Source organism: Microbulbifer echini (assembly GCF_041447225.1).
In the GTDB taxonomy this organism is placed as follows: Bacteria; Pseudomonadota; Gammaproteobacteria; order Pseudomonadales; family Cellvibrionaceae; genus Microbulbifer; species Microbulbifer echini.
Map to the genome: position 1 here is coordinate 138851 of NZ_JBGMEL010000007.1, position 19572 is coordinate 158422.

21 protein-coding genes are annotated in these 19572 nt (G+C 51.6%); 8 read left to right on the forward strand and 13 right to left on the reverse strand.

Annotated features, from left to right (window positions below):
- Positions 1-462, forward strand: a complete 462-nt coding sequence (locus ACCI51_RS08915) for a response regulator (protein ID WP_299582616.1) — start codon at positions 1-3, stop codon at positions 460-462.
- 52 nt (positions 463-514) lie between these two features.
- Entirely contained in the window at positions 515-2416 is a 1902-nt protein-coding gene (locus ACCI51_RS08920; protein WP_371843334.1) for a response regulator, read from the forward strand.
- Here ACCI51_RS08920 and ACCI51_RS08925 read toward each other — a convergent pair.
- The 4 genes from ACCI51_RS08925 to ACCI51_RS08940 form a co-directional block, all read right to left on the reverse strand.
- On the reverse strand, positions 2411-3547 hold the full coding sequence (locus ACCI51_RS08925; protein ID WP_299582610.1) for an AI-2E family transporter: 1137 nt from the start codon (positions 3545-3547) through the stop codon (positions 2411-2413). The genes ACCI51_RS08920 and ACCI51_RS08925 overlap by 6 nt on opposite strands.
- Before the next feature lie 117 nt (positions 3548-3664).
- Positions 3665-4003 carry a hypothetical protein gene (locus tag ACCI51_RS08930; RefSeq protein ID WP_299582607.1) on the reverse strand — a complete coding sequence of 113 codons (339 nt, stop codon included), beginning with the start codon at positions 4001-4003 and terminating at the stop codon, positions 3665-3667.
- Positions 3978-4412 (reverse strand): hypothetical protein, encoded by a 435-nt coding sequence (locus tag ACCI51_RS08935; RefSeq protein WP_299582604.1) that lies wholly within the window; start codon positions 4410-4412, stop codon positions 3978-3980. The genes ACCI51_RS08930 and ACCI51_RS08935 overlap by 26 nt, the downstream gene beginning before the upstream one ends.
- Before the next feature lie 3 nt (positions 4413-4415).
- Positions 4416-4760 carry a DUF883 family protein gene (locus ACCI51_RS08940; RefSeq protein ID WP_371843335.1) on the reverse strand — a complete coding sequence of 115 codons (345 nt, stop codon included), beginning with the start codon at positions 4758-4760 and terminating at the stop codon, positions 4416-4418.
- A 463-nt stretch (positions 4761-5223) separates the two neighbouring features.
- Here ACCI51_RS08940 and ACCI51_RS08945 point away from each other — a divergent pair, with 463 nt between their 5' ends.
- The 3 genes from ACCI51_RS08945 (at position 5224) to ACCI51_RS08955 (ending at position 7104) form a co-directional block, all read left to right on the forward strand.
- Positions 5224-5790, forward strand: a complete 567-nt coding sequence (locus ACCI51_RS08945) for a porin family protein (RefSeq protein WP_299582598.1) — start codon at positions 5224-5226, stop codon at positions 5788-5790.
- A gap of 83 nt (positions 5791-5873) precedes the next feature.
- On the forward strand, positions 5874-6233 hold the full coding sequence (locus tag ACCI51_RS08950) for a DUF4398 domain-containing protein (protein WP_371843336.1): 360 nt from the start codon (positions 5874-5876) through the stop codon (positions 6231-6233).
- A gap of 58 nt (positions 6234-6291) precedes the next feature.
- Positions 6292-7104 (forward strand): OmpA family protein, encoded by an 813-nt coding sequence (locus tag ACCI51_RS08955; RefSeq protein ID WP_371843337.1) that lies wholly within the window; start codon positions 6292-6294, stop codon positions 7102-7104.
- A 508-nt stretch (positions 7105-7612) separates the two neighbouring features.
- Here the strand turns inward: ACCI51_RS08955 and ACCI51_RS08960 are convergent.
- From ACCI51_RS08960 to zapE, 7 genes are all read right to left on the reverse strand, one after another.
- The gene (locus ACCI51_RS08960) at positions 7613-8008 is read right to left on the reverse strand and encodes a ClpXP protease specificity-enhancing factor (RefSeq protein WP_299582765.1); all 396 of its coding nucleotides are present in this window, start codon (positions 8006-8008) and stop codon (positions 7613-7615) included.
- Between the two features lie 25 nt (positions 8009-8033).
- Positions 8034-8660, reverse strand: coding sequence for a glutathione S-transferase N-terminal domain-containing protein (locus ACCI51_RS08965; RefSeq protein WP_299582589.1), 627 nt, complete (start codon positions 8658-8660; stop codon positions 8034-8036).
- A 106-nt stretch (positions 8661-8766) separates the two neighbouring features.
- Complete coding sequence (locus tag ACCI51_RS08970; RefSeq protein WP_299582586.1) at positions 8767-11001, reverse strand: ubiquinol-cytochrome c reductase; 2235 nt, start codon at positions 10999-11001, stop codon at positions 8767-8769.
- The gene (petA, locus tag ACCI51_RS08975; protein WP_299582583.1) at positions 10998-11597 is read right to left on the reverse strand and encodes a ubiquinol-cytochrome c reductase iron-sulfur subunit; all 600 of its coding nucleotides are present in this window, start codon (positions 11595-11597) and stop codon (positions 10998-11000) included. The genes ACCI51_RS08970 and petA overlap by 4 nt, the downstream gene beginning before the upstream one ends.
- Before the next feature lie 302 nt (positions 11598-11899).
- Positions 11900-12292 carry a 30S ribosomal protein S9 gene (rpsI, locus tag ACCI51_RS08980; protein WP_299582580.1) on the reverse strand — a complete coding sequence of 131 codons (393 nt, stop codon included), beginning with the start codon at positions 12290-12292 and terminating at the stop codon, positions 11900-11902.
- Between the two features lie 15 nt (positions 12293-12307).
- The gene (gene rplM, locus ACCI51_RS08985; protein WP_299582577.1) at positions 12308-12736 is read right to left on the reverse strand and encodes a 50S ribosomal protein L13; all 429 of its coding nucleotides are present in this window, start codon (positions 12734-12736) and stop codon (positions 12308-12310) included.
- A gap of 129 nt (positions 12737-12865) precedes the next feature.
- Complete coding sequence (zapE, locus tag ACCI51_RS08990; RefSeq protein ID WP_299582762.1) at positions 12866-13990, reverse strand: cell division protein ZapE; 1125 nt, start codon at positions 13988-13990, stop codon at positions 12866-12868.
- A gap of 355 nt (positions 13991-14345) precedes the next feature.
- On the opposite strand from zapE, the gene ACCI51_RS08995 reads away from it, so the two are divergent.
- Complete coding sequence (locus tag ACCI51_RS08995; protein ID WP_371843338.1) at positions 14346-14786, forward strand: YhcB family protein; 441 nt, start codon at positions 14346-14348, stop codon at positions 14784-14786.
- A gap of 72 nt (positions 14787-14858) precedes the next feature.
- Here the strand turns inward: ACCI51_RS08995 and sat are convergent, their stop codons facing one another.
- Entirely contained in the window at positions 14859-16049 is a 1191-nt protein-coding gene (sat, locus tag ACCI51_RS09000; protein ID WP_371843339.1) for a sulfate adenylyltransferase, read from the reverse strand.
- 684 nt (positions 16050-16733) lie between these two features.
- Here sat and ACCI51_RS09005 point away from each other — a divergent pair.
- On the forward strand, positions 16734-17876 hold the full coding sequence (locus ACCI51_RS09005) for a trypsin-like peptidase domain-containing protein (RefSeq protein WP_371843340.1): 1143 nt from the start codon (positions 16734-16736) through the stop codon (positions 17874-17876).
- Positions 17877-17905: 29 nt separating this feature from the next.
- The gene (locus ACCI51_RS09010) at positions 17906-18352 is read left to right on the forward strand and encodes a nuclear transport factor 2 family protein (protein WP_371843341.1); all 447 of its coding nucleotides are present in this window, start codon (positions 17906-17908) and stop codon (positions 18350-18352) included.
- Between the two features lie 18 nt (positions 18353-18370).
- On the opposite strand, the gene ACCI51_RS09015 is transcribed toward ACCI51_RS09010, so the two are convergent.
- Positions 18371-19534: a hypothetical protein gene (locus ACCI51_RS09015; RefSeq protein ID WP_371843342.1), complete on the reverse strand. Its 1164-nt coding sequence runs from the start codon at positions 19532-19534 to the stop codon at positions 18371-18373.
- Between the last annotated feature and the right edge of the window lie 38 nt (positions 19535-19572).

Here is a 19572-nt window from a genome sequence, read left to right on the forward strand (position 1 = left end):
ATGCAAGCAAGTAAATCCATCAGCATCGTCCTCGCGGACGATGACAAGGATGATCAATTGCTCACCCGAGAGGCCCTCGAAGAAAGCCTCGTAAAAAGCGAACTCTCCATCGTTAGCGATGGTGCCGAGTTGCTGTCCTACCTAAAGCGAGAAGGCGAATTTGAACATCTGGCTAATGAGCATCTGCCCGACTTGATTCTGCTCGATTTAAATATGCCTCGTATGGATGGTCGACAGGCTCTGGCAGCGATAAAAGCAGACCCCAATTTGCGACGTATTCCAGTCGTCATTCTCACAACCTCCAAGGCCGAAGAGGACATGTTCAAATCCTACGACCTTGGCGCGGCCTCCTATCTATCCAAGCCTGTAACTTTTGAAGACCTGGTGGAATTGATGCGCTCACTGGGGCGTTATTGGGTCGAATTTGTTGAATTCCCTGGTAAGCAACGCAGCTATCAGTAGTAGTTCCCCGATATAAGTTTCGATAAGATAAACAGCAAGGTAGAGTTTTAAGATGGGCGTCACCAGATTACTTCTGGTAGAAGATGACGAAGATGATTTTATTATCGCGAAAGATCTTCTTCAGGATATAGACCCTGAGGGCTACCAGATCGAGTGGGCACGCTCGCCGGAGGAGGCCCACAAATACTTTGCCTCTAATAATTTTGATGTATGCCTACTCGATTACTCTCTGGGTGCACTTACTGGCCTGCAGATTCTCGCTGAGGCGCGACGCCAGGGTTTCGATGCCCCTATCATCATGCTCACAGGCCATGACGATAGCACCCTGGATGCCGAAGCCCTCTCTGCAGGCGCAGTCGATTATTTGGTCAAAACCCAACTTACCGCAGCCCGATTAAGTCGGGCTATCCGCTACGCAGTATCACGTAGGGATATGGAGCGGGAGCGCTTGGAGCGCCTCAAAGCGGAAGCCGAGAACAAATCCAAGAGCGAGTTCCTCGCGCATTTGAGCCATGAATTGCGCACGCCTTTAACTTCTATATTGGGCTATACCGACCTTCTCCTACAAAATCACAAGGGCCAGCAACAGCTCGATCACTTAAGTATTATCAAGCGTAACGGCTATCATTTGTTGAGCCTCTTGAACGATGTACTCGATTTATCCAAAATCGAAGCGGGTCGCCTGGAGGTGCAATTCAGCGAACTGGCCCTCCCCGGCTTTCTTGCCGAGCTCTATCAATTAATCGCAATTAAGGCGGAAGATAAGGGGATCCGCTTTAGTATTGATATTCAGACAGAACTCCCATCGCAGATCATCACGGATACAACCCGCTTGCGACAGATTCTACTGAACTTCCTCAGCAACGCTGTGAAATTTACCGATACCGGTGAAGTCCGCCTCGAAGTTGACGCGACTCGACTTGAACACAGTTGCCAGCTGCGCTTTCGTGTCATCGATACCGGCATTGGTATCCCTCCCGCCGAACAGGAAAAACTGTTCACCCCCTTTGTCCAGGCCCACGGCGGTGCCCACCGTTCCGAACTCGGGTCGGGCCTGGGGCTGGCCATCAGCCGGCAGTTAGCCCAGCTGTTGGGAGGGAAAATCTCTTTGCACAGCGAGGAGGGATCGGGCAGCTGTTTCACCCTGACATTAGAGTGCAAGCACCCTGCGCAATACCAGTATCAGACCTGGGATATTCAGCAACCCTCTTCTGCGGTGCATATCCAGACCCCAAGCCTGTCTGGGCAGGTATTGGTTACAGACGATCTCAGGGAAATTCGCGAACTGGTAGCCCACTTGCTTGAAAGCGCAGGTTGTAACGTCCAGCAAGCAGCGAATGGCCAGGAGGCAATCAATCTATTACTAGCGGCCCGCAATAATGGCAAACCCTTTGATTTAGTCGTAATGGATGTGCAGATGCCCATTATGGACGGTCTTACCGCCACTCAAGAGCTACGCATGCTAGGGTTCGAAACGCCGGTCATTGCGCTCACAGCTCAGACGATGCTCGGCGAACGCCAACGCTGCCTGGATGCCGGCTGTACCGATCACTTAGGCAAGCCAGTGCAGCCAGATCAGTTATTTGATCTTCTTACTAAGCACCTGCCAGCCCCTGCAATCAATAAAAAGCTGATTCTGGTTGAAGACGATGAAGATGCGCGCAGTGCGACACAGCAACTACTCATCGCTTTAGGCTGGGAAACGAAAGCCTGTGGCGATGCCCAATCAGCCCTGGAACTCTTCGCAACCTACCAGCCAAATCTGATATTAATGGATATTAACCTTCCAGATATGGATGGTTTCACGCTTGCCAAAAGAATCCGCAAACTGTCTTACACGGGGCGATTACTCGCCGCCACAGGCGAAAGTCCGAATTCTGATAAGCTCACTGAATCGGGGTTCGACGGCATCCTCAGCAAACCCTATGACCTTAACAAGCTGGCCCAGCTATAGTGCTAAGGGCCTCAACGCTTCTTCTTTCGATTCAGCTCTTGGTGGAGCGGGGAAGAGGTTTTCATGAAATATTTTCAGACAAGCCAGAATTGGCGCTGCCATCAAAGCTCCGCCGACACCCCAGATCCAAGTCCAAAAAATTACTGCCAAAAAAACTGAGATGGGCGATAGTTTCAATCTTTGCCCAACCACTGAGGGGGTGATCAATTGCCCTTCGAGCATTGTAATTCCCATAAATGCCGCTGGCGCCAGCAGGCCTGCCCAGAGTGTATCGTAAGAAACCAAGCCAACGATTGAGAGCAAAGAAACAGTAATCAAAGGCCCTACATAGGGGGCAAAATTCAAAAGGCCTGCCAGGCATCCCCAAAGAAAGGGATTGGGAAAGTTCAGAGCCCATAAGACTAGTGACGTAACAATCGCCAATGCCAAGTTCACTAATGCGATCGTGTTTAGGTAGGTTGAGATTTGCCTTCTCACCTGGGTAGCAATGCCCATAAGATGTCGGCGCCCACTGAAGTCACGGCCAAACTGGCCAATGTGCCGAGCAATACTTCCGCGGCTTGAAAGCAGGAAAAAGGTCAGAACAATAATCATTAACGCCTGACCAGACAAAGTTGGAATATCATCCGTAACAATACTTTTCAGCCAGCTTTCCTGCTTTACCGATACCGTTACATGACTTTCATCGTTTGACTTACCGAGCTTCACCACCTCGTCACCCGCCTTACGCAAATCGACTAAGGGTTTTTGCACCATATTGAGTTTTTCCTGTACCTCTGCCGTTTTTTGCGGCCAACTTTCTACCCATTCGCTAGCGGGCTCCGCCAGCAAACGCACAGCGAGAAATAACATGGATACGGCAAACAGAACCAAAAACCCCGCTGAAATAGGGTTGGGTATGCCCTTTTGAGATGTCCAGCGCACGAGGGGTGAGAGCAGCAGCGAACTCATCCATGCGAGGGTAAAAGGCAAAAGAATCGTACGCCCTAGGTAAAGGGCTGCGATAATTGCCAGGGCGGTCAGGATGACCGCACAAGTAGCTAGGATCTTAAACTGACGATGGCTCCTAGATTCACTGCTCATTTTAGGTGCTTGTATTGATTCTTGTTCAGGGCTGTCTTGTGCATTCACTCGGGTATCTGCCGTACTTGAATATTAAAAGTGCAAGTTGCCCCATCCCTCAAGGTGACCGGCACTCGCTCACAACAATGCAGTTGCATCTGAGATTTTATTAGACTTAGGGAGTGGTCAAATCTGAGAGGCTTCTGCCTCGCCGGAAGTTTTATCTTCACCGGGTTTTTCATCGGCATAGTCCGACCAAAACTGAAAACCATACTCTGCGAGGGCACTGTAACTGAGCCCTGAAAGCAGGACTTTAAGTCTTTGCTTCCCTACATCGGCAAAAGCCCTGTCCGAAATAAATCCAGCTGCAACCATGGCCGCCAAACTGACTGGCTGTACAGCAACTTTGGCGGAGTAAGTCTTAAGTGAATCTAGGGCCGCTTTGGCACTTACTAGACCTTCTCGCTCAGTTTTGCGTGCTGCCCGCACAGCAGCCTTCTCATTCTTTAGCAGGAGATCCAGCACCAGAAGCCTCACTTTCAAAGATATTCAGGTCAATGGAAATCAACTGTAACAGGCGTCGACTTTGCTTCCATAATAAAAATACGGCCAATAGCTGCATACACAGCACCACGAAAAGTGCCCAGAGCCAGTGATCAAGAAATTTCCAAATGGCAAAACCTGCCCCGAGGGAAATAGCAAACCAACTTAATGCGATGACACAGCCAAGGCTGACCAACATGACAAGTGACAGCGAGATAGCAACAAGACTGAGTCGCCACTGCGCGCCGATCAATGCCAAGCGCCCGCCGGCCACTTGCTGCAATGCTGACAGCAGCGCCTGGGCGCTCACGCCCAGACGCTGCCAATCCGACGCTTCGCCAGAGCCCTCTACCCCGGAGTCGCATTGCTGAGTATTTTCAACGTCCGACATAAATTAGCGACGACGAATTAGTGCGCTGACAATCGCACCTGTAGCGAACGCAATACCCGCAGCAGCCCATGGATTTTTTTTCGCAAAGCCTTCTATGTCTGAACGGGTCTGGCTAGCGGTCTGCTTGATCTGCTCCTGCTTTTGCGAGAGTGACTCAGATGATTGCGCTGCAGATTCACGGATCTTTTCTTCCGTAGCAGCCGCTTTATCAGAGACGCTGTCTACCGCCGAGTGGGCTTTCTCTCTCGCCATTTCGGATAAAAGAACCTCTTCCTGCACCGCATCCTTACCAACTGCACTTTTATTACCGCGGCTTGAGTTTGTTTTTGAGTTATCTGCTGTAGCCATGAGAATCTCCTAGTTTGCAAAGTTCATTAGTGAACCTGCAGTTAGCATGCCAACTTCTACTTTGACATCTCTCCCTTCTTTATAGGTGCGAAATGGGCATTGTTCTTTTAAATACCCAACGTCAAATTGCACTTTGTATAAATTTTTACAAAACAGAAATAGAACTCTTTGCAATTTTTACATACCAAAAACATTCCTACACCGTAAGAACACCCCTGGAAGCCATCAGTTATTGACCGATATTAAAAAATCTCAACAGTACCTGCCCCCAAAAAAACTCAGCACCCATGCGGCTTAGACACACTTTTGAAATATTTTTCTTCCCCATGCAAAAAAGTTGGCATACCGGTTGCAACCATCAACAACAAGCTTCACAGCTTAGAGATTCGAAACTGAATTCGGTTTTACTCCCAAGAGAAAATACCGAGAAGTAACAAAATATTTTCACATGAGGATTACTATCATGAACTACGGAAAACTAATCGCTGCAATTGCAATGACCACTGGCCTTACTGGTCAAGCTATGGCACAGGACATCTTTGATCGCTCGGAATCAGAGTTCTTTGTAGGCGGCGGCTACGGCCAGTACTCCGTTAAATGGGATGACGAAGAAACGGAATTCGATGAAAAATCTGAAGTCGTGAAAATTTTTGGTGGTATCAAACTGAATGAATACCTCGGTGCCGAAGTCGCTTACTTAAACTTCGACGAAGCCAACGATTTCGACACCAATGCTGAAATTGATGGTTTTACCTTCGCCGGTATTTTGTCTGCTCCCATTCATGAGCGCGCATCTGTGTATGTAAAAGGTGGCTGGTTTACCTGGAATGCTGAAGTGAAGGCTGACCTGCCTGTACTCGGTGGGGTTTCTGAAGATATGGACGGTGGCGACTGGTTCTATGGCGCTGGTGTAAAAGTTGGTCTGCTTGAGAACCTTGACCTGCGTTTAGAGTATGAGCGCTTCGAAATTGAAGATGATATCGAACCAAAACTTGATGTCGCCTCCGCTTCTCTGCAATTCGCTTTTTAAGGACCCGGTAAATATTTAGCCAGAGAGGTACAGGGATGTACCTTCTCTAGCGAACTCTCTATCCACTACAGAAGGAGAAGGAAATGAAGTCAACAAAGCTATTTGGCAGTCTGGTACTGGTCACTGCAATTTCAGGCTGTGCCACCGGAAACATGCCCACAAATGAGATTGCAGAAGCAAAAATACATATCTCCACGGCTGAAGCAGACAAAAGTGAACAGTTTGCCGCTCAACACTTGGCTACGGCAAAAGAGCACCAGGGAAAGGCACAGACTGCTGTAGACAAGAGTGAATTTAATAAGGCACGCAGGTTTGCAGAGAAAGCCACAGCCGATGCCAAGCTCGCCAGCGCACAGGCCCGCTCCGAATCCACCAAGCAAAAACTTTATGAATTGAATGCAACCCTCATTCAGCTCAAGCAGACAATCGATCAGGACTCTTAATCTAATCACCCTTCGCAAACTACGCCCACATTTGCCATTTAAAATACAGGATTTGACCATGAATAAGTCGTTAATCGCTCTTGGCATCGCCACTGCAGTAGTCAGCGGCTGTGCCACCACAGAAATGCCAAAACCTCTCGCCGAGGTTGAGGATCAGTACCAGGCTATGAGCCGTAATGATCTGGTTAATCGCCATGCGACAGTGCCGCTCAGAGCTGCGGGTGATAGCGTGAGTGAAGCCAAAACGGCATGGCAGGAAGGCAATGAAACCGATATGGAGCATCAAGTTTACTTGGCGCAAAAAATGCTGGGCGTTGCAAAATACGAAGTTGATATTGCCAAGATGGAAGCTCAGTTTGAAAATGCCGATATGGTGCGTGCAGGTCTAGTACTGCAAGATAAGAATTCAGAGCTGGCCCAGAATCAGCAGGAGCTCAAGATGCTGAAAAAAGAGCTCGAAAAAATGGGAAGCAAACAAAGTGCAGATACTAATGTGCTAACTCTTGGTGACGTACTCTTCGCCTTTGACGACCACGAGCTGCAACCCGGTGCCAAACCCACAGTGAAGAAATTAGCTGATTTCTTGAGCGCACATGAGAATACCAAAGCGGTTATTGAAGGTTATACCGATTCTCTAGGCAGCGAAGCATATAATTTGGAATTATCCAAAAAACGCGCGCGGTCGATCCAAAATGTTCTGATCAATTCCGGTGTTGCAAGCGACCGTATTAGCGTTAAAGGTTATGGCGAATCGAACCCCGTGGCCAGTAACGATACTCTCGCAGGCCGACAGCATAACCGCCGTGTAGAAGTTGTATTACTGGGCAAAAACGAAGCCTATGAATCTCCGACCGTTGCCAGCATGAATTAATCCTCCCCGCTACCCCCCCAAGGTAGCCCCGAAGGCCTCCATCCTTCGACCCTTTGCCACGGACATTAAATATCCGTGGCTTTTTTCTATTTATTACCAGCTCCACAGCAAAGCCGTCCGCGCTTTCAATTTGATAAGCTAATTTTACAGAAGCGCCTTCAGTGGCTCTGATCGGCATTGCGTCTCGAAAATCCCTTTAATGACAGCAGCCCCTTACTTAGGCATTTCAACGTTCAAACCGCAGGCTGTATCAGGCAACACCTGAAAAATCTAAAAGTAAAATTAGCGTCAAAATACGATCACTGAATTGAGATTTCTGAGAGAGGAAAAATTAGTCGGTACATTGCTTAGCTGTGAAAAAGCTAGAGTATGAGTTTAATGAGAGAAGGAGAAGGAAAAATAGTCCAGGCAATACGGGATGAAATATAGGCCCCAACTGGACATACAGGCTCAGGCCAGTGATACAGAAGAAAAAAAGGAGGCCTAATGCCTCCTTTTTCTAGTGAAGTTACTTCACAACCCGCAACGCAGGCTTCTTCACCGACTTCTTACCCAGGCTGGTGGGTGGTGTGGGCTCTGGTGGCTCTGGAGTTTCCTCCGCCTCAAACACCATTCCCTGACCATTTTCACGCGCGTAAATACCGACCACGGCCCCGACCGGAACCTGAATATCGGTGGGTACCCCGCCAAAACGCGCATTGAAGCGAATCGCGTAGTTATCCATCGTCAGGCCAGCGACAGCACCCTCGGAAACGTTCAGTACAATTTGACCGTCATCGTTGACATGCTGTTGGGGTACCAGTACCCCGGATAGGTGGGTATCCACAAGAATATAAGGAGTGCACCGGTTGTCGGTTATCCACTCATAGAATGCCCGTAAAATATAGGGGCGATTGGATGTCATAGCCGGCTTACTCACAAAAGTATCCTCAACGCATTTCCCGCTCGTACTCGGTCAGGCTCTGCTGGAAGGCTTCGCGAGCGAACAGGCGATCCATATAATCCAGCAACGGCTTAACCTGCTTGGTTTTGGGCAGGCTGATTTCAAACTGCTCAAGACGCCACAACAGCGGTGCCATGCAGCAATCCACCAGAGAGAACTCTTCGTTAAAGAAGAACGGCAGTTCGGTAAACATCGGTGCGATGCCAACGAAGCTATCGCGCAACTCTTTACGAGCCGAAGCCACATCCTTGCCACCGGCAAGAATTTTATCGACCAGAGGGCACCAATCTCGCTCGATGCGGTGCATGATCTGGCGGCTCTGTGCGCGAGCAACCGGATAAACCGGCAGCAGTGGCGGATGAGGGAAGCGCTCGTCCAGGTACTCCATCATTACCTTGGTTTCGAACAACACCAAATCGCGGTCCACCAGAGTCGGCAGCGAATTGTAGGGGTTGAGGTCAGCGAGCTCGGCTGGTTTATCGTCAGAATCAACATCTATGATATCGACGGAAACTCCTTTTTCTGCAAGCACAATACGCACGCGGTGGCTGTAGTGGCTGCGACCATCGGAGAAGAAGGTCATAGAGGAGCGCTTGTTGGTAGGCACACCCATGTTCAAACTACCTCAAACTTTTGGTTAGCGAGTGCCAACCTTTTTATTCAAAATATAAAAGGGTGGAGGACTAACTCCACCACCCATCAGAGAAAAACTGCCACGCTTAGTGTTGCACGTCTTTCCAATACTCCCGGTTCAGTAACCAGGCAAAGATAAAGAACACAAATATAAACGCCAACACATAGAAACCGATGCGCTTGCGATCTTCTGCCATAGGCTCAGCAATATACTCCATAAAGTTAACCAGATCATACATAGCCTGGTCGAACTCGTCTGGAGTCATGGAGCCTTTGATTTTGCCAACCTGCAAGCTGCCACAATCCGCATCCATAATCGGGTTACCCAGCTCATCACGGACAATTTTTCCGTGGTCACGCTTGGGGCCCGGAGCACATTCAGGCAAGCCTTGCAGCTCCATCAACACGTGGGGCATAGCAACGCTGGGAAATACCAGGTTGTTCACACCGGTAGCCCGACTGTCATCCTTGTAGAAACTGCGCAGATAAGTGTAGAGCCATTCCGGGGAGCGTGAGCGAGCCACCAATGTCAGATCCGGCGGCGTGGCACCGAACCATACTTTGGAGTCGTCCGAGCGCATGGAGATCTCCATCAGGTTACCGATCTTATCGTTCCCCAAAATCAGATTCTCCATCATCAACTCTCTGGGGATATCCAGATCAGTAGCAACGCGCTCCCAGCGGGAATAGTTGGCACTGTGACAACCCATACAGTAGTTGACGAAGTACTTGGCACCGCGCTGTAAGGACGGCTTGTCCTGCAGGTCGATATCAATGTGGTCCAGCTCAACACTGGACTCAGCACCCACGGCCTTGATCGGAATAAAGGTCAGCAGACCCACAACAACGATACCAATAAACAGGATACCGAAAGTCTTACCGCCAGACGGGCTGGTGACACGCTCTGGCTCCGGGTATACCTCATCGCGGTTGGTAATCCACGGTAGCGCAGCAAAGAAAGCAGCAAGTAACAGAGCCGAAATACCAACAAAGGTATTCACAAAGCCATTCTTGTCTTGATCTTCATGACCAAAGGTAAAGTTTGCGAATGCCATCCACAGGAACAGGATACCAAAGCCAATACTCACAACCCATGAACCGATCCCTTTGCGCCCCTTTGGATTCGTCCAAACCGGCATAGTCAGGAAGAAGGCAAAGTAGAACAGAGTCGCCAACTGGGAAAGGAAGTTGCGATCCGGAGTTGGAGACTTAACCCCCAGGTAGCCCAGGATAATAAATACCGCTGCGAACAGGAGCAGCAGGCCTTTGGGCAGCCAGCCTTTATAGCGAATCGAACGCACTGGGCTCTTATCCAGCCAGGGCAGCACGAACAGAACAGCAATAGCTGCGCCCATAGCCACCAGGCCGAGGAACTTAGCTGTAAGCGGGCCAATATCCATCGTTACTGCACGCAAAATCGCGTAGAACGGCGTAAAGTACCAAACCGGCGCGATATGCGGCGGGGTCTTCAGCGGGTTCGCCTCTTCGAAGTTAGCGTATTCTAGGAAGAAACCGCCCATCTCCGGGAAGAAGAACACCACAGTGGCGAAGATAAACAGGAAGACCGCGATACCCACCAGGTCGTGGACCGAGTAGTAAGGGTGGAAAGCAATTCCATCTTTAGGAATGCCATTCTCATCCTTGTTCTTTTTAATTTCGATGCCGTCAGGGTTATTGGAGCCCACTTCGTGCAGGGCAAGAATGTGCAATACCACCAGCAGTACCAATACCAGTGGCAGAGCAATCACATGCAGGGAGAAGAAGCGGGTCAGGGTAATACCGGAAATCAGGTAGTCACCGCGAATCCACTCTACCAGGCTGTCCCCAATACCGGGTATGGCCCCAAACAGAGATACGATCACCTGGGCGCCCCAGTAGGACATCTGTCCCCACGGCAGCACATAGCCCATAAAGGCTTCCGCCATCAGCACCAGGTAGATGCACATACCGAATATCCACACCAGCTCGCGCGGTGGCTTGTAAGAGCCGTACATCAAGCCGCGGAACATATGTAGGTACACCACTACGAAGAATGCAGACGCACCTGTCGAGTGGAGATAGCGGATCAACCAGCCCCATTCCACATCGCGCATGATGTATTCAACGGAGGCAAAGGCTCCTTCGGCGGAAGGGGTGAAACTCATCACCAGCCAGATACCTGTCAACAGCTGGTTGACCAGTACTAGCAGGGAGAAAACACCGAAGAAATACCAGAGGTTAAAGTTTTTGGGCGCATAGTACTTGCCCATATGCTTATCCCAGGCCTGGTAGATCGGCAGTCGCTGATCTACCCAGTCACCGAAATTTGCTAGCCATTTCATGCAGCGCCCTCCTGGTCTACACCAATCACGATTACGTCGTCGCTCTCATAGGAATAAGGCGGAACCTCCAGGTTCGTCGGTGCCGGAACACCGGCATAGACCCGACCAGCCATATCGTACTTGGAGCCGTGACAGGGACAGAAGAAGCCGCCCATCCACTCGGCACCACCCAAATCAGCGGCGCCGACTTCGGGGCGGTACATCGGGGCGCAGCCCAGGTGTGTGCACAAGCCAACCAGGACTAACAGCTTCGGTTTGATAGAGCGGTTTTCCGGATTTACATAAACCGGCTGAATGGATTCCTCGGAGTTGGGGTCCCGCAACAGCGGCTCCACTTTCTCCAGGTCCTGCAATATCTCGTCTGTTCGACGAACCACATATACCGGCTTGCCTCGCCACTCAACGGTGACCATCTGGCCCGGCTCGATTTTGCTAATGTTGTACTTAACCGGAGCGCCCGCAGCTTTTGCCTTGGCACTCGGATTCCAGGAGGCGACGAAGGGCACGGCAACCCCAACCGCACCCGCACCACCAACGACAGAGGTAGCAGCGGTCAAGAAACGACGCCGTCCTACATTTACACCGTCATCACTCATGACGTAGTTCTCCCATCACAGCGATCCCGGGAAAACCGGAAATGCGCTGGCCCAAACCCAAAAAGTCTTGAAAGAAGTCCCGCTCCGGCAGATTGCCCGCGCGAATAAACCCCACAAATCAAGCGGATACAAATCCGCGCAATGTTAAAGAAAATGCCATTTTGATACAAGGCAAAGACATGGGGAACGTCAGGAATTGCGTGGTGGAACCATGAGAAATCAAGCAAAACCCAGAACGGCCGCTCAAATCCTCAAACACAGGACAGAAAAAAGCCCGGCAGAAGCCGGGCCAAAAAGAAAGCTTAACGCTTGGAGAATTGCGGTTTCTTACGCGCTTTGCGCAGACCGACTTTCTTACGCTCAACCTCACGAGCATCGCGGGTAACATAACCAGCGGCGCGCAGGGTTTGACGCAGCTCCTCATCGTACTGCATCAGGGCGCGGGTCAGGCCGTGACGGATAGCACCCGCCTGACCAAAAGAACCACCACCTTTTACAGTTGCGATGATGTCGAATTTTTCGACCAGATCAACCTTTTCCAGCGGCTGACGCACGATCATGCGAGCCACCTGGCGACCAAAGTATTCGTCCAGGGCGCGACCATTTACGCTGATCTTGCCTTCACCAGGCACGATAAATACACGAGCGGTGGAGGTCTTGCGGCGGCCGGTACCGTAGTATTGAGTAGTTGCCATCAGATTTATTCCCGTTTAGATCGCCAGTTCAATCGGCTGTTGTGCCGTGTGAGGATGTTCACTACCGCCGTATACTTTCAGCTTTTTGAACATGGCTCGACCCAGAGGACCCCTCGGCAGCATACCTTTAACGGCGCTTTGGATGGTGCGCTCGGGCGCTTTCTCGATCAACTTTTCAAAGCTGATCGACTTCAGACCACCGGGATAGCCGGAGTGGCTGTGGTAGATCTTGTCTTTGGCCTTGTTGCCGGTCACGCGAACCTTCTCGGCATTGATCACAATAATGTAATCGCCAGTGTCCACGTGGGGCGTGTATTCAGGCTTGTGCTTGCCACGCAGGCGGTGCGCGATCTCGGCGGAAATACGGCCGAGGGTCTTGTCCGCAGCGTCAACAATGTACCAGTCGCGTGTTACCGCTTCCGGTTTGGCACTGTATGTCTTCATGTTATAAACACCTGTAATATGACCCCCTAGTATTAGGGGCCGTCCCACAAAAGAGCGCGGATAGTACAAAAGGAGTGCTCGCTTTTCAAGCGGTTTATAGCCCCTAACCTAGGGCCGTATGCACCGAAATCACTCCGGGCGATGCGCCCTCTCCAGGTACTCCCGAGACTGCATTTCCAATAGCCGGCTGACCGTTCGCTCAAACTCAAAACGGAGGTGCTGTCCAGCGTATAATTCCTCAGCCGGCGCCTCCGCAGAAATCACCAACTTGACACAGCGGTCATAAAATTCATCTACCAGATTGATAAAACGGCGCGCCTGGGCATCCATACGCTCATCAAACCTCGGCACCGCAGCCAGCAGAACCGTCTGGAACTCTCGCGCCAACTCTATATAGTCATTCTGGGAGCGGGGACCGTCGCAGAGGTCCACAAAATCAAACCAGGCAACATCATCGGCCACTTTCAAGGCCCGAATCGGGCGCCCCTCGACCTGTAGCTCCACGTTGTTGCGCATCTCACTGCCATCCACACTCAGACGAGCGAAGCTGCGGGACAGATTTTCATCTGCCTCTCTATCGAGAGGTGCGTGGTACAACTCCAACAACTCCAGAGTGCGCAGGCGGTAATCGGTGCCTCCATCGACATTCACTACCTTGGTGTGACGCTGCAGGAGTTTAATGGCCGGCAGGAAGCGCGCCCGCTGCAAGCCATCCTTATAAAGCCCCTCCGGCTCAATATTGGAAGTGGCCACCAGTGCCACTCCGCGGCGGAATAACGCCTCCAGCAGACCCGCCAAGATCATGGCGTCGGCAATATCTGACACAAAGAACTCATCAAAACAAAGCACCCGGGCCCGTCCCGCGATCTTATCCGCCACTTTTTCCAGGGGATTCTTCTCCCCGGCATACTCTTTCAGGTCCCCGTGTACCTGGCGCATAAAACGATGGAAGTGTGTTCGCTGCTTCTGGGCAAATGGCAGGGATTCATAAAATGCATCCATAAGGTATGTCTTGCCCCGTCCGACCCCCCCCCAAAAATAGATCCCTCGCTCCGGACCGGTATCCGTACGGCGCAGTCGTGCGAGCATATTTGCCACAAAGCCCCGCTCCCCCCTGGCCACTAAACGTAGATGCAAGTCTTGCAACTCCTGCACGGCCGCGCGCTGGGACAAATCCTCAATAAAGTCGGGACGTTGCAAATCACTTTCATAGCGCTCAAGAGGAGTAAATCGTTGGGGTTTAGCGGGCAACATAGAGGAAAATATCTTTAACAACTGGATTACTGGCGCGCACTCTACCAAATTCAACACAGAGCCGCCTAGGCGGCAAAGACTCGACGAGCTGAGAGTACTTTTCGCCGCCACCCAGGCTTGATTCGCCAGCCGACACTGGCGATTCGGAATTGTCAGTAAATCGGTGTATCGCAAACCACCAACAATCTTAATTGTCGGATTAATAATCGCGTATACTGGGCCCGCTAACAGGGGGCATCAGCCACTTTAAGGGGCTTCCCGGGGCCTGGGGCGACAATACTCCCCAAATACACCGCCATCCATCATGCACCAGGGATCGCCAGTGCCATATAAGAGCAAGTTCAGGAGGTAGGAAGTGCACTCTACATCGGTATTAATTCTAGCTGGCATCCTCGGCATGACGCTGGGTGCATTCTTGGCGTACCTCGCTATTCGCGGACGCTCCAGTGTCGATCGCTCGCAAGAGTTGGAACAGCGCCTACACGAAGCCAATGACAAGCTCGAAGACTTCCAGCTTCAAGTCAATGAACACTTCGACCAGACCTCCCAGTTGGTTCACAATCTGACCGAAAGCTATAAAGAGATACACGAATATCTGTCGAATAGTGCCTTACGCCTATCCAATCAGGATATAGGGCGGCAAATGCTGGAAGCCGGTAGCGGCAAGCTGAAGGAAGATGACACACAGCTTCAGGATATGGGCCCACCAAAAGACTGGGCCCCAAAAGAACCCGGCGCCAAAGGCACCCTCGCTGAAGACTACGGCCTAGAAAAAGAGGCGCACGCAGGTAACTGAGCAAACCTGTCGGGGATCAAAGAAAAGGCGGGTAATCCCGCCTTTTTTAATGTGTCCGTGTAAATTTAAAATTTACAGGCTCTGGTAGTAATCCATAAGGATCTGAGCCACTTCCGGGCGGGAAAACTCCTGCGGAGGCGCAATACCATCCCCCAGCATCTCCCGCACCTTGGTACCGGACAACAGAATAAAGTCTTCCTTGGTATGATCCGGCACATCCCGCATCATCACTACCTTATTGAGCTTCTTTGAATAAGCGGTGTGGTCGGCACGGAAGATTTCAATTTCCAAAGCACCCTCGGGGACTTTTTCATCAAAGATTGTCTGCGCATCAAAGGCGCCGTAGTAATCGCCAACACCGGCGTGGTCGCGACCTACGACGAGGTGGCTACAACCGCAGTTTTGGCGGAACACCGCGTGCAGAACCGCCTCGCGGGGACCTGCATAGAGCATATCAAAGCCATAACCGGTCACCATTACCGTATTGGCCGGGAAGTAGAGCTCCACCATCTTGCGGATCGAGGCATCCCGTACCGGGGCGGGAATATCGCCAGGCTTCAGCTGCCCCAGTAACATGTGAATCAGTACACCGTCAGCCTCAACCCCATCCAGGGCCATCTTACACAGCTCTTCGTGGGCACGGTGCATGGGGTTGCGGGTTTGGAATGCCACCACCTTACTCCAGCCGCGCTCAGCGAATTCGTTGCGAATTTCCACTGCGGTGCGGAAGGTATCCGGGAAATCATTCAGGAAGTAGCTGAAATTAAGCACTTCGATTGGGCCTGAAATCACCTTGCGACCAGCAGACTTAAACGTGGCGACACCGGGGTGCTTGTCATCCAAAGTACCGAAAACCTGCTCGGCCATCGTATCCATCTGCGCATCGGAAACGGTTTCAATCGCCTCCACATCCATCACCGCCAGTACCGGGTTACCCTCAACATTTGGGTCGCGTAGGGCGATACGGGAGGCGCCTTCAATTGCCCGGGTATCCTCTACAACATTCAATACCGGAACCGGCCAAAAAAGCCCATCGACAGTGCGCAGGGTCTCCGCCACACTCAGTGCATCCGCCAAGTTCATATAACCGTGCAAAGGATTAAAGTAACCCGCACCCAGCATTACCGCGTTGGCAGCGGCAGCGGAACTGACCACAATAGAGGGCAGCGATTCCGCTTCATGCATCAACTGGTGATGCCGCTCACTGTCATAAACAAAGCGAGGTTGCAAATCAACACTGCCATGGGGGCGAACAAGGGACATTTTGGTCTCCAAATACTTAGGTTGCCGGTTAGTCTTAAAATTGCGACTGGTTATTATACGCATCTGTGCTGGCCGACCAATGTCAAACCTATACAGGATGAGAGAGTATAGCCCCCCGCCTGCGGTCAACCTGAGGACCAAATTTACCACCCACCGATATTGGCTCGATGAATAAAACAGCCTGAACTCGCATTCTGCGAAAAAGACAATGTCTACGAGCAGCGTCATTGACTAACCACAAAAACACTTATCCCCACCAAGGCTATTCAAACGGCTCAAACCAAAATGTCTAAAAAAAAGTTATTTAAAAGAGCCTCAGATCCATTCTGTGATAAGTCTTGAAGCCGTAATGAACCTCAGGCAATGAAGAGCCCGTGTGGCAGCCCTGAACAACAATGCCCACTTTTTAAAATGCATTCGCCCAACCAAAATCCATCCAACGACCAGGAATACCAGCGGAAAACCCACTCCGGGCAGAAATTCCATCGGAGACTCACGCTCCCCCGAAGCAATACCAATCTGCTGGGAGCTAATCGGAAGCACCGAGAGGGTTACGCTGCGTAAAAGTCGAACGAAGACTCTTTATCTCCCCTTACTGAGCCCCCAGCCAACAGAGTCGAGCCTCCCCTACTCAGCGAATCCCCGGCAAGACGTGTGTATAATCAGCGCAAAGAGGAGTCTCGAGTGTCCCAAAATCGCTTTTTACAGGACTGGGCCCTGCCTGCCCTGATAGGCCTGACCATGGCCGCCCTGCTGCTGGTGCTATTTCCGCAGTTGCGCGGTGCAAACCCCACCCCGCCGCAGGAGAGTTGGCAGGGGCCGATATCCTATGCCCAGGCCGTCAATATGGCCGGACCTGCTGTAGTGAATATCTATACGCGCATGGCACTGCCACAGCGGCAACATCCGTTATTTAACGACCCCCTTTTTCGCCGGCTGTTCGACAATATGAACGTCCCGCAGAGGGAGCGTATGCAATCGAATCTGGGCTCCGGGGTTATCGTCAGCGACAATGGTTATATTCTCACCAACCACCATGTTGTCGATCAGGCCGCTGCTATCGTTATTCTGCTGGCTGATGGCCGCGAAGCACACGCCCGCATGGTCGGAAGCGACGTCGACTTTGACCTGGCCGTCTTAAAAATTGAACTGGACAATCTCACCTCAATCTCTGTGGGCGAGCCTGAATCTGCCCAAGTGGGCGATGTAGTACTCGCAATCGGAAACCCCTTTGGGGTCGGTCAGACCGTCACCCAAGGTATTATCAGCGCCAAAGGCCGCCACCTGGAAAACTCCGGCACCGGCAGCCACCTACAAAACTTTCTGCAAACTGATGCGGCGGTCAATCCCGGTAATTCAGGGGGCGCGCTGGTAGATTCTCGAGGTCGCCTACTCGGCATCAATACCTCCATACTCAACCAATCCGGTTATTCCGGCGGAATCAGTTTCGCGATTCCCGCCAATATCGCCTTCAAGGTGATGCAGGACATCATCGCTTACGGTCGCGTCGTGCCCGGCTGGCTGGGTATTGAAGCCAGTGCCATCAGCCCACAGATGGCCAAAGAGTTTAAGCTGGCCTCTACCGGGGGCGTTATGATTACCGCAATTTACAATGAGAGCCCAGCCCACAGCGCCGGACTCAAGCCAGGGGATGTGATTACCCATATCGACGGGCTACCCATTGGCGATGGAAAGCAGGGAGAGGCCACCATGGCAACCCTGCGACCAGGAGACACCATCTCCATAACCTTTACCCGCGAGGGTGCATCCCACACCGTAGAGGCAACGGTGTCAGTCAAACCTGACACGACAGCGCCCGAAGAATAATCAATTAACGCAACACGGAAGGTAAATCTATGCGCGCAATCATCCTCTGTATTCTCCTGGTTTTGACAGCTGGGCAATCCCGAGCGGACGATAAGGAGGAGCTATCACAACTGCTGCATCACTTTATTGAAAATGCTGCCAGCAGTGCCGAGGTTCATCGGCGCTTCTGGGCCGAGGATCTGATTTACACCAGCTCTGCCGGCAAGCGGTTTGGCAAAACACAAATTATGCAGGGAATGGAAGTCTCACCCGACGAGCCGGTAACGATGCGTTATGCAGCGGAAGATATCGATATCCGCCTACTGGGCGATACGGCAATCGTGGCTTTCAAACTGGTGGCTAACGACAGAAGCAACGGGGTGAAGAACTATTACTTCAATACCGGCACCTTTGCCAAACGCAAAGGCGATTGGTACGTAGTCGCCTGGCAGGCAACTCAAATTCCCAACGAGGGAAAACCCAGTGAGAAAAAATAATACCCGGAGCAGACCCCGTTAATCCTCCACCTGGGCCTCTCGCCAGTTCTCACGGACATTTAGCATAAATTGAGATTCACTGGGGACATCCGCCTGGGCGATCAGCCCCCGCGCAAACGCCTCCACGTCTTGTCTGCTTCTGCCTTGGCCGGAAAAAGAGGCACGTACTTTTATAAACTTATCTTTGCGCACAAACAGGTAAGTATGGGTATCAAACCGCTCCCCATCGGCAGAAAGGAAATAGCCAGAAAGTCTGGCCACCGGGGTGTCCCGCCCTTGAATACGCCAACTTTCTGACGCTTCCTCACTGAGATCCAATACCTGCCACTGCGCCTCCCTTTCCACCAACTGAAGCTCCTCGCGCACTCTGTCCAGTTCGCGCACCTGCGTTAACGCCAAATCCTCCCACTGCCAGTTGGGAATCGGGTACACAAAAACATCTACTGAGTCGAACTGAAAATGGCGATGTATATACCGGGCCTGAGCGCCAAACAAAGGGTGGCTGGCAAGCTCCAGTGGATTGCTCACATATTCGCCGACAGAATCCGGTAAATTCAGCGCAGAATGGTAATCACTTGCACCGATTGAGCGGTAGAGGTACTCCGGAGCCATGGCCCCACTCTCTTGCACGTGGGCAATCAACTTCGATGCCACCACTTGAGCCAGCCCCCTCTTCGCCGCTTCCGGGGGAGTGAATAAATTGACCGTAGTGGTGAAAGGGAATTCCAGCTGATAGCGCTGTAAAGGCAGACCGTGCCAAGTGAGGATTGCATCGACATGAATGTCCCGAGTTGTGCTCATAGGAGCCAACATCATGGTAGCTCCGGCAATCACCGCCTCACCGATATCTTCAACGCCCTCTTCGGTATATCCGGCCGAGGTTATCAGTAATTGATAGGGAACATCCTCATTACCAAGCTGTACCGAACGAAAAGCAGCGGCCCCCTCCAATGCCCGGAGTAACTCGGCATAATCCAACACACCAAACTGGCAGTGCTTCAACAGAGAGCTGTCGCCATAGTCATTACAGCGCTGCTCAAAATCCGCCTCAGGCATTTTTGCGAACAGCGAAATGGGCGGGAGGTTCTGCTCGGCCCGGGTGTAATCCGCGGCACTGTACTCATTGGTGACCACACAACCGGTCAACAACAAGACGATTAAAGCCAATAGTATTTTACGCATGATGTGTCTTGCTGGCGCTGATGCCGAAGCGGTGCGCA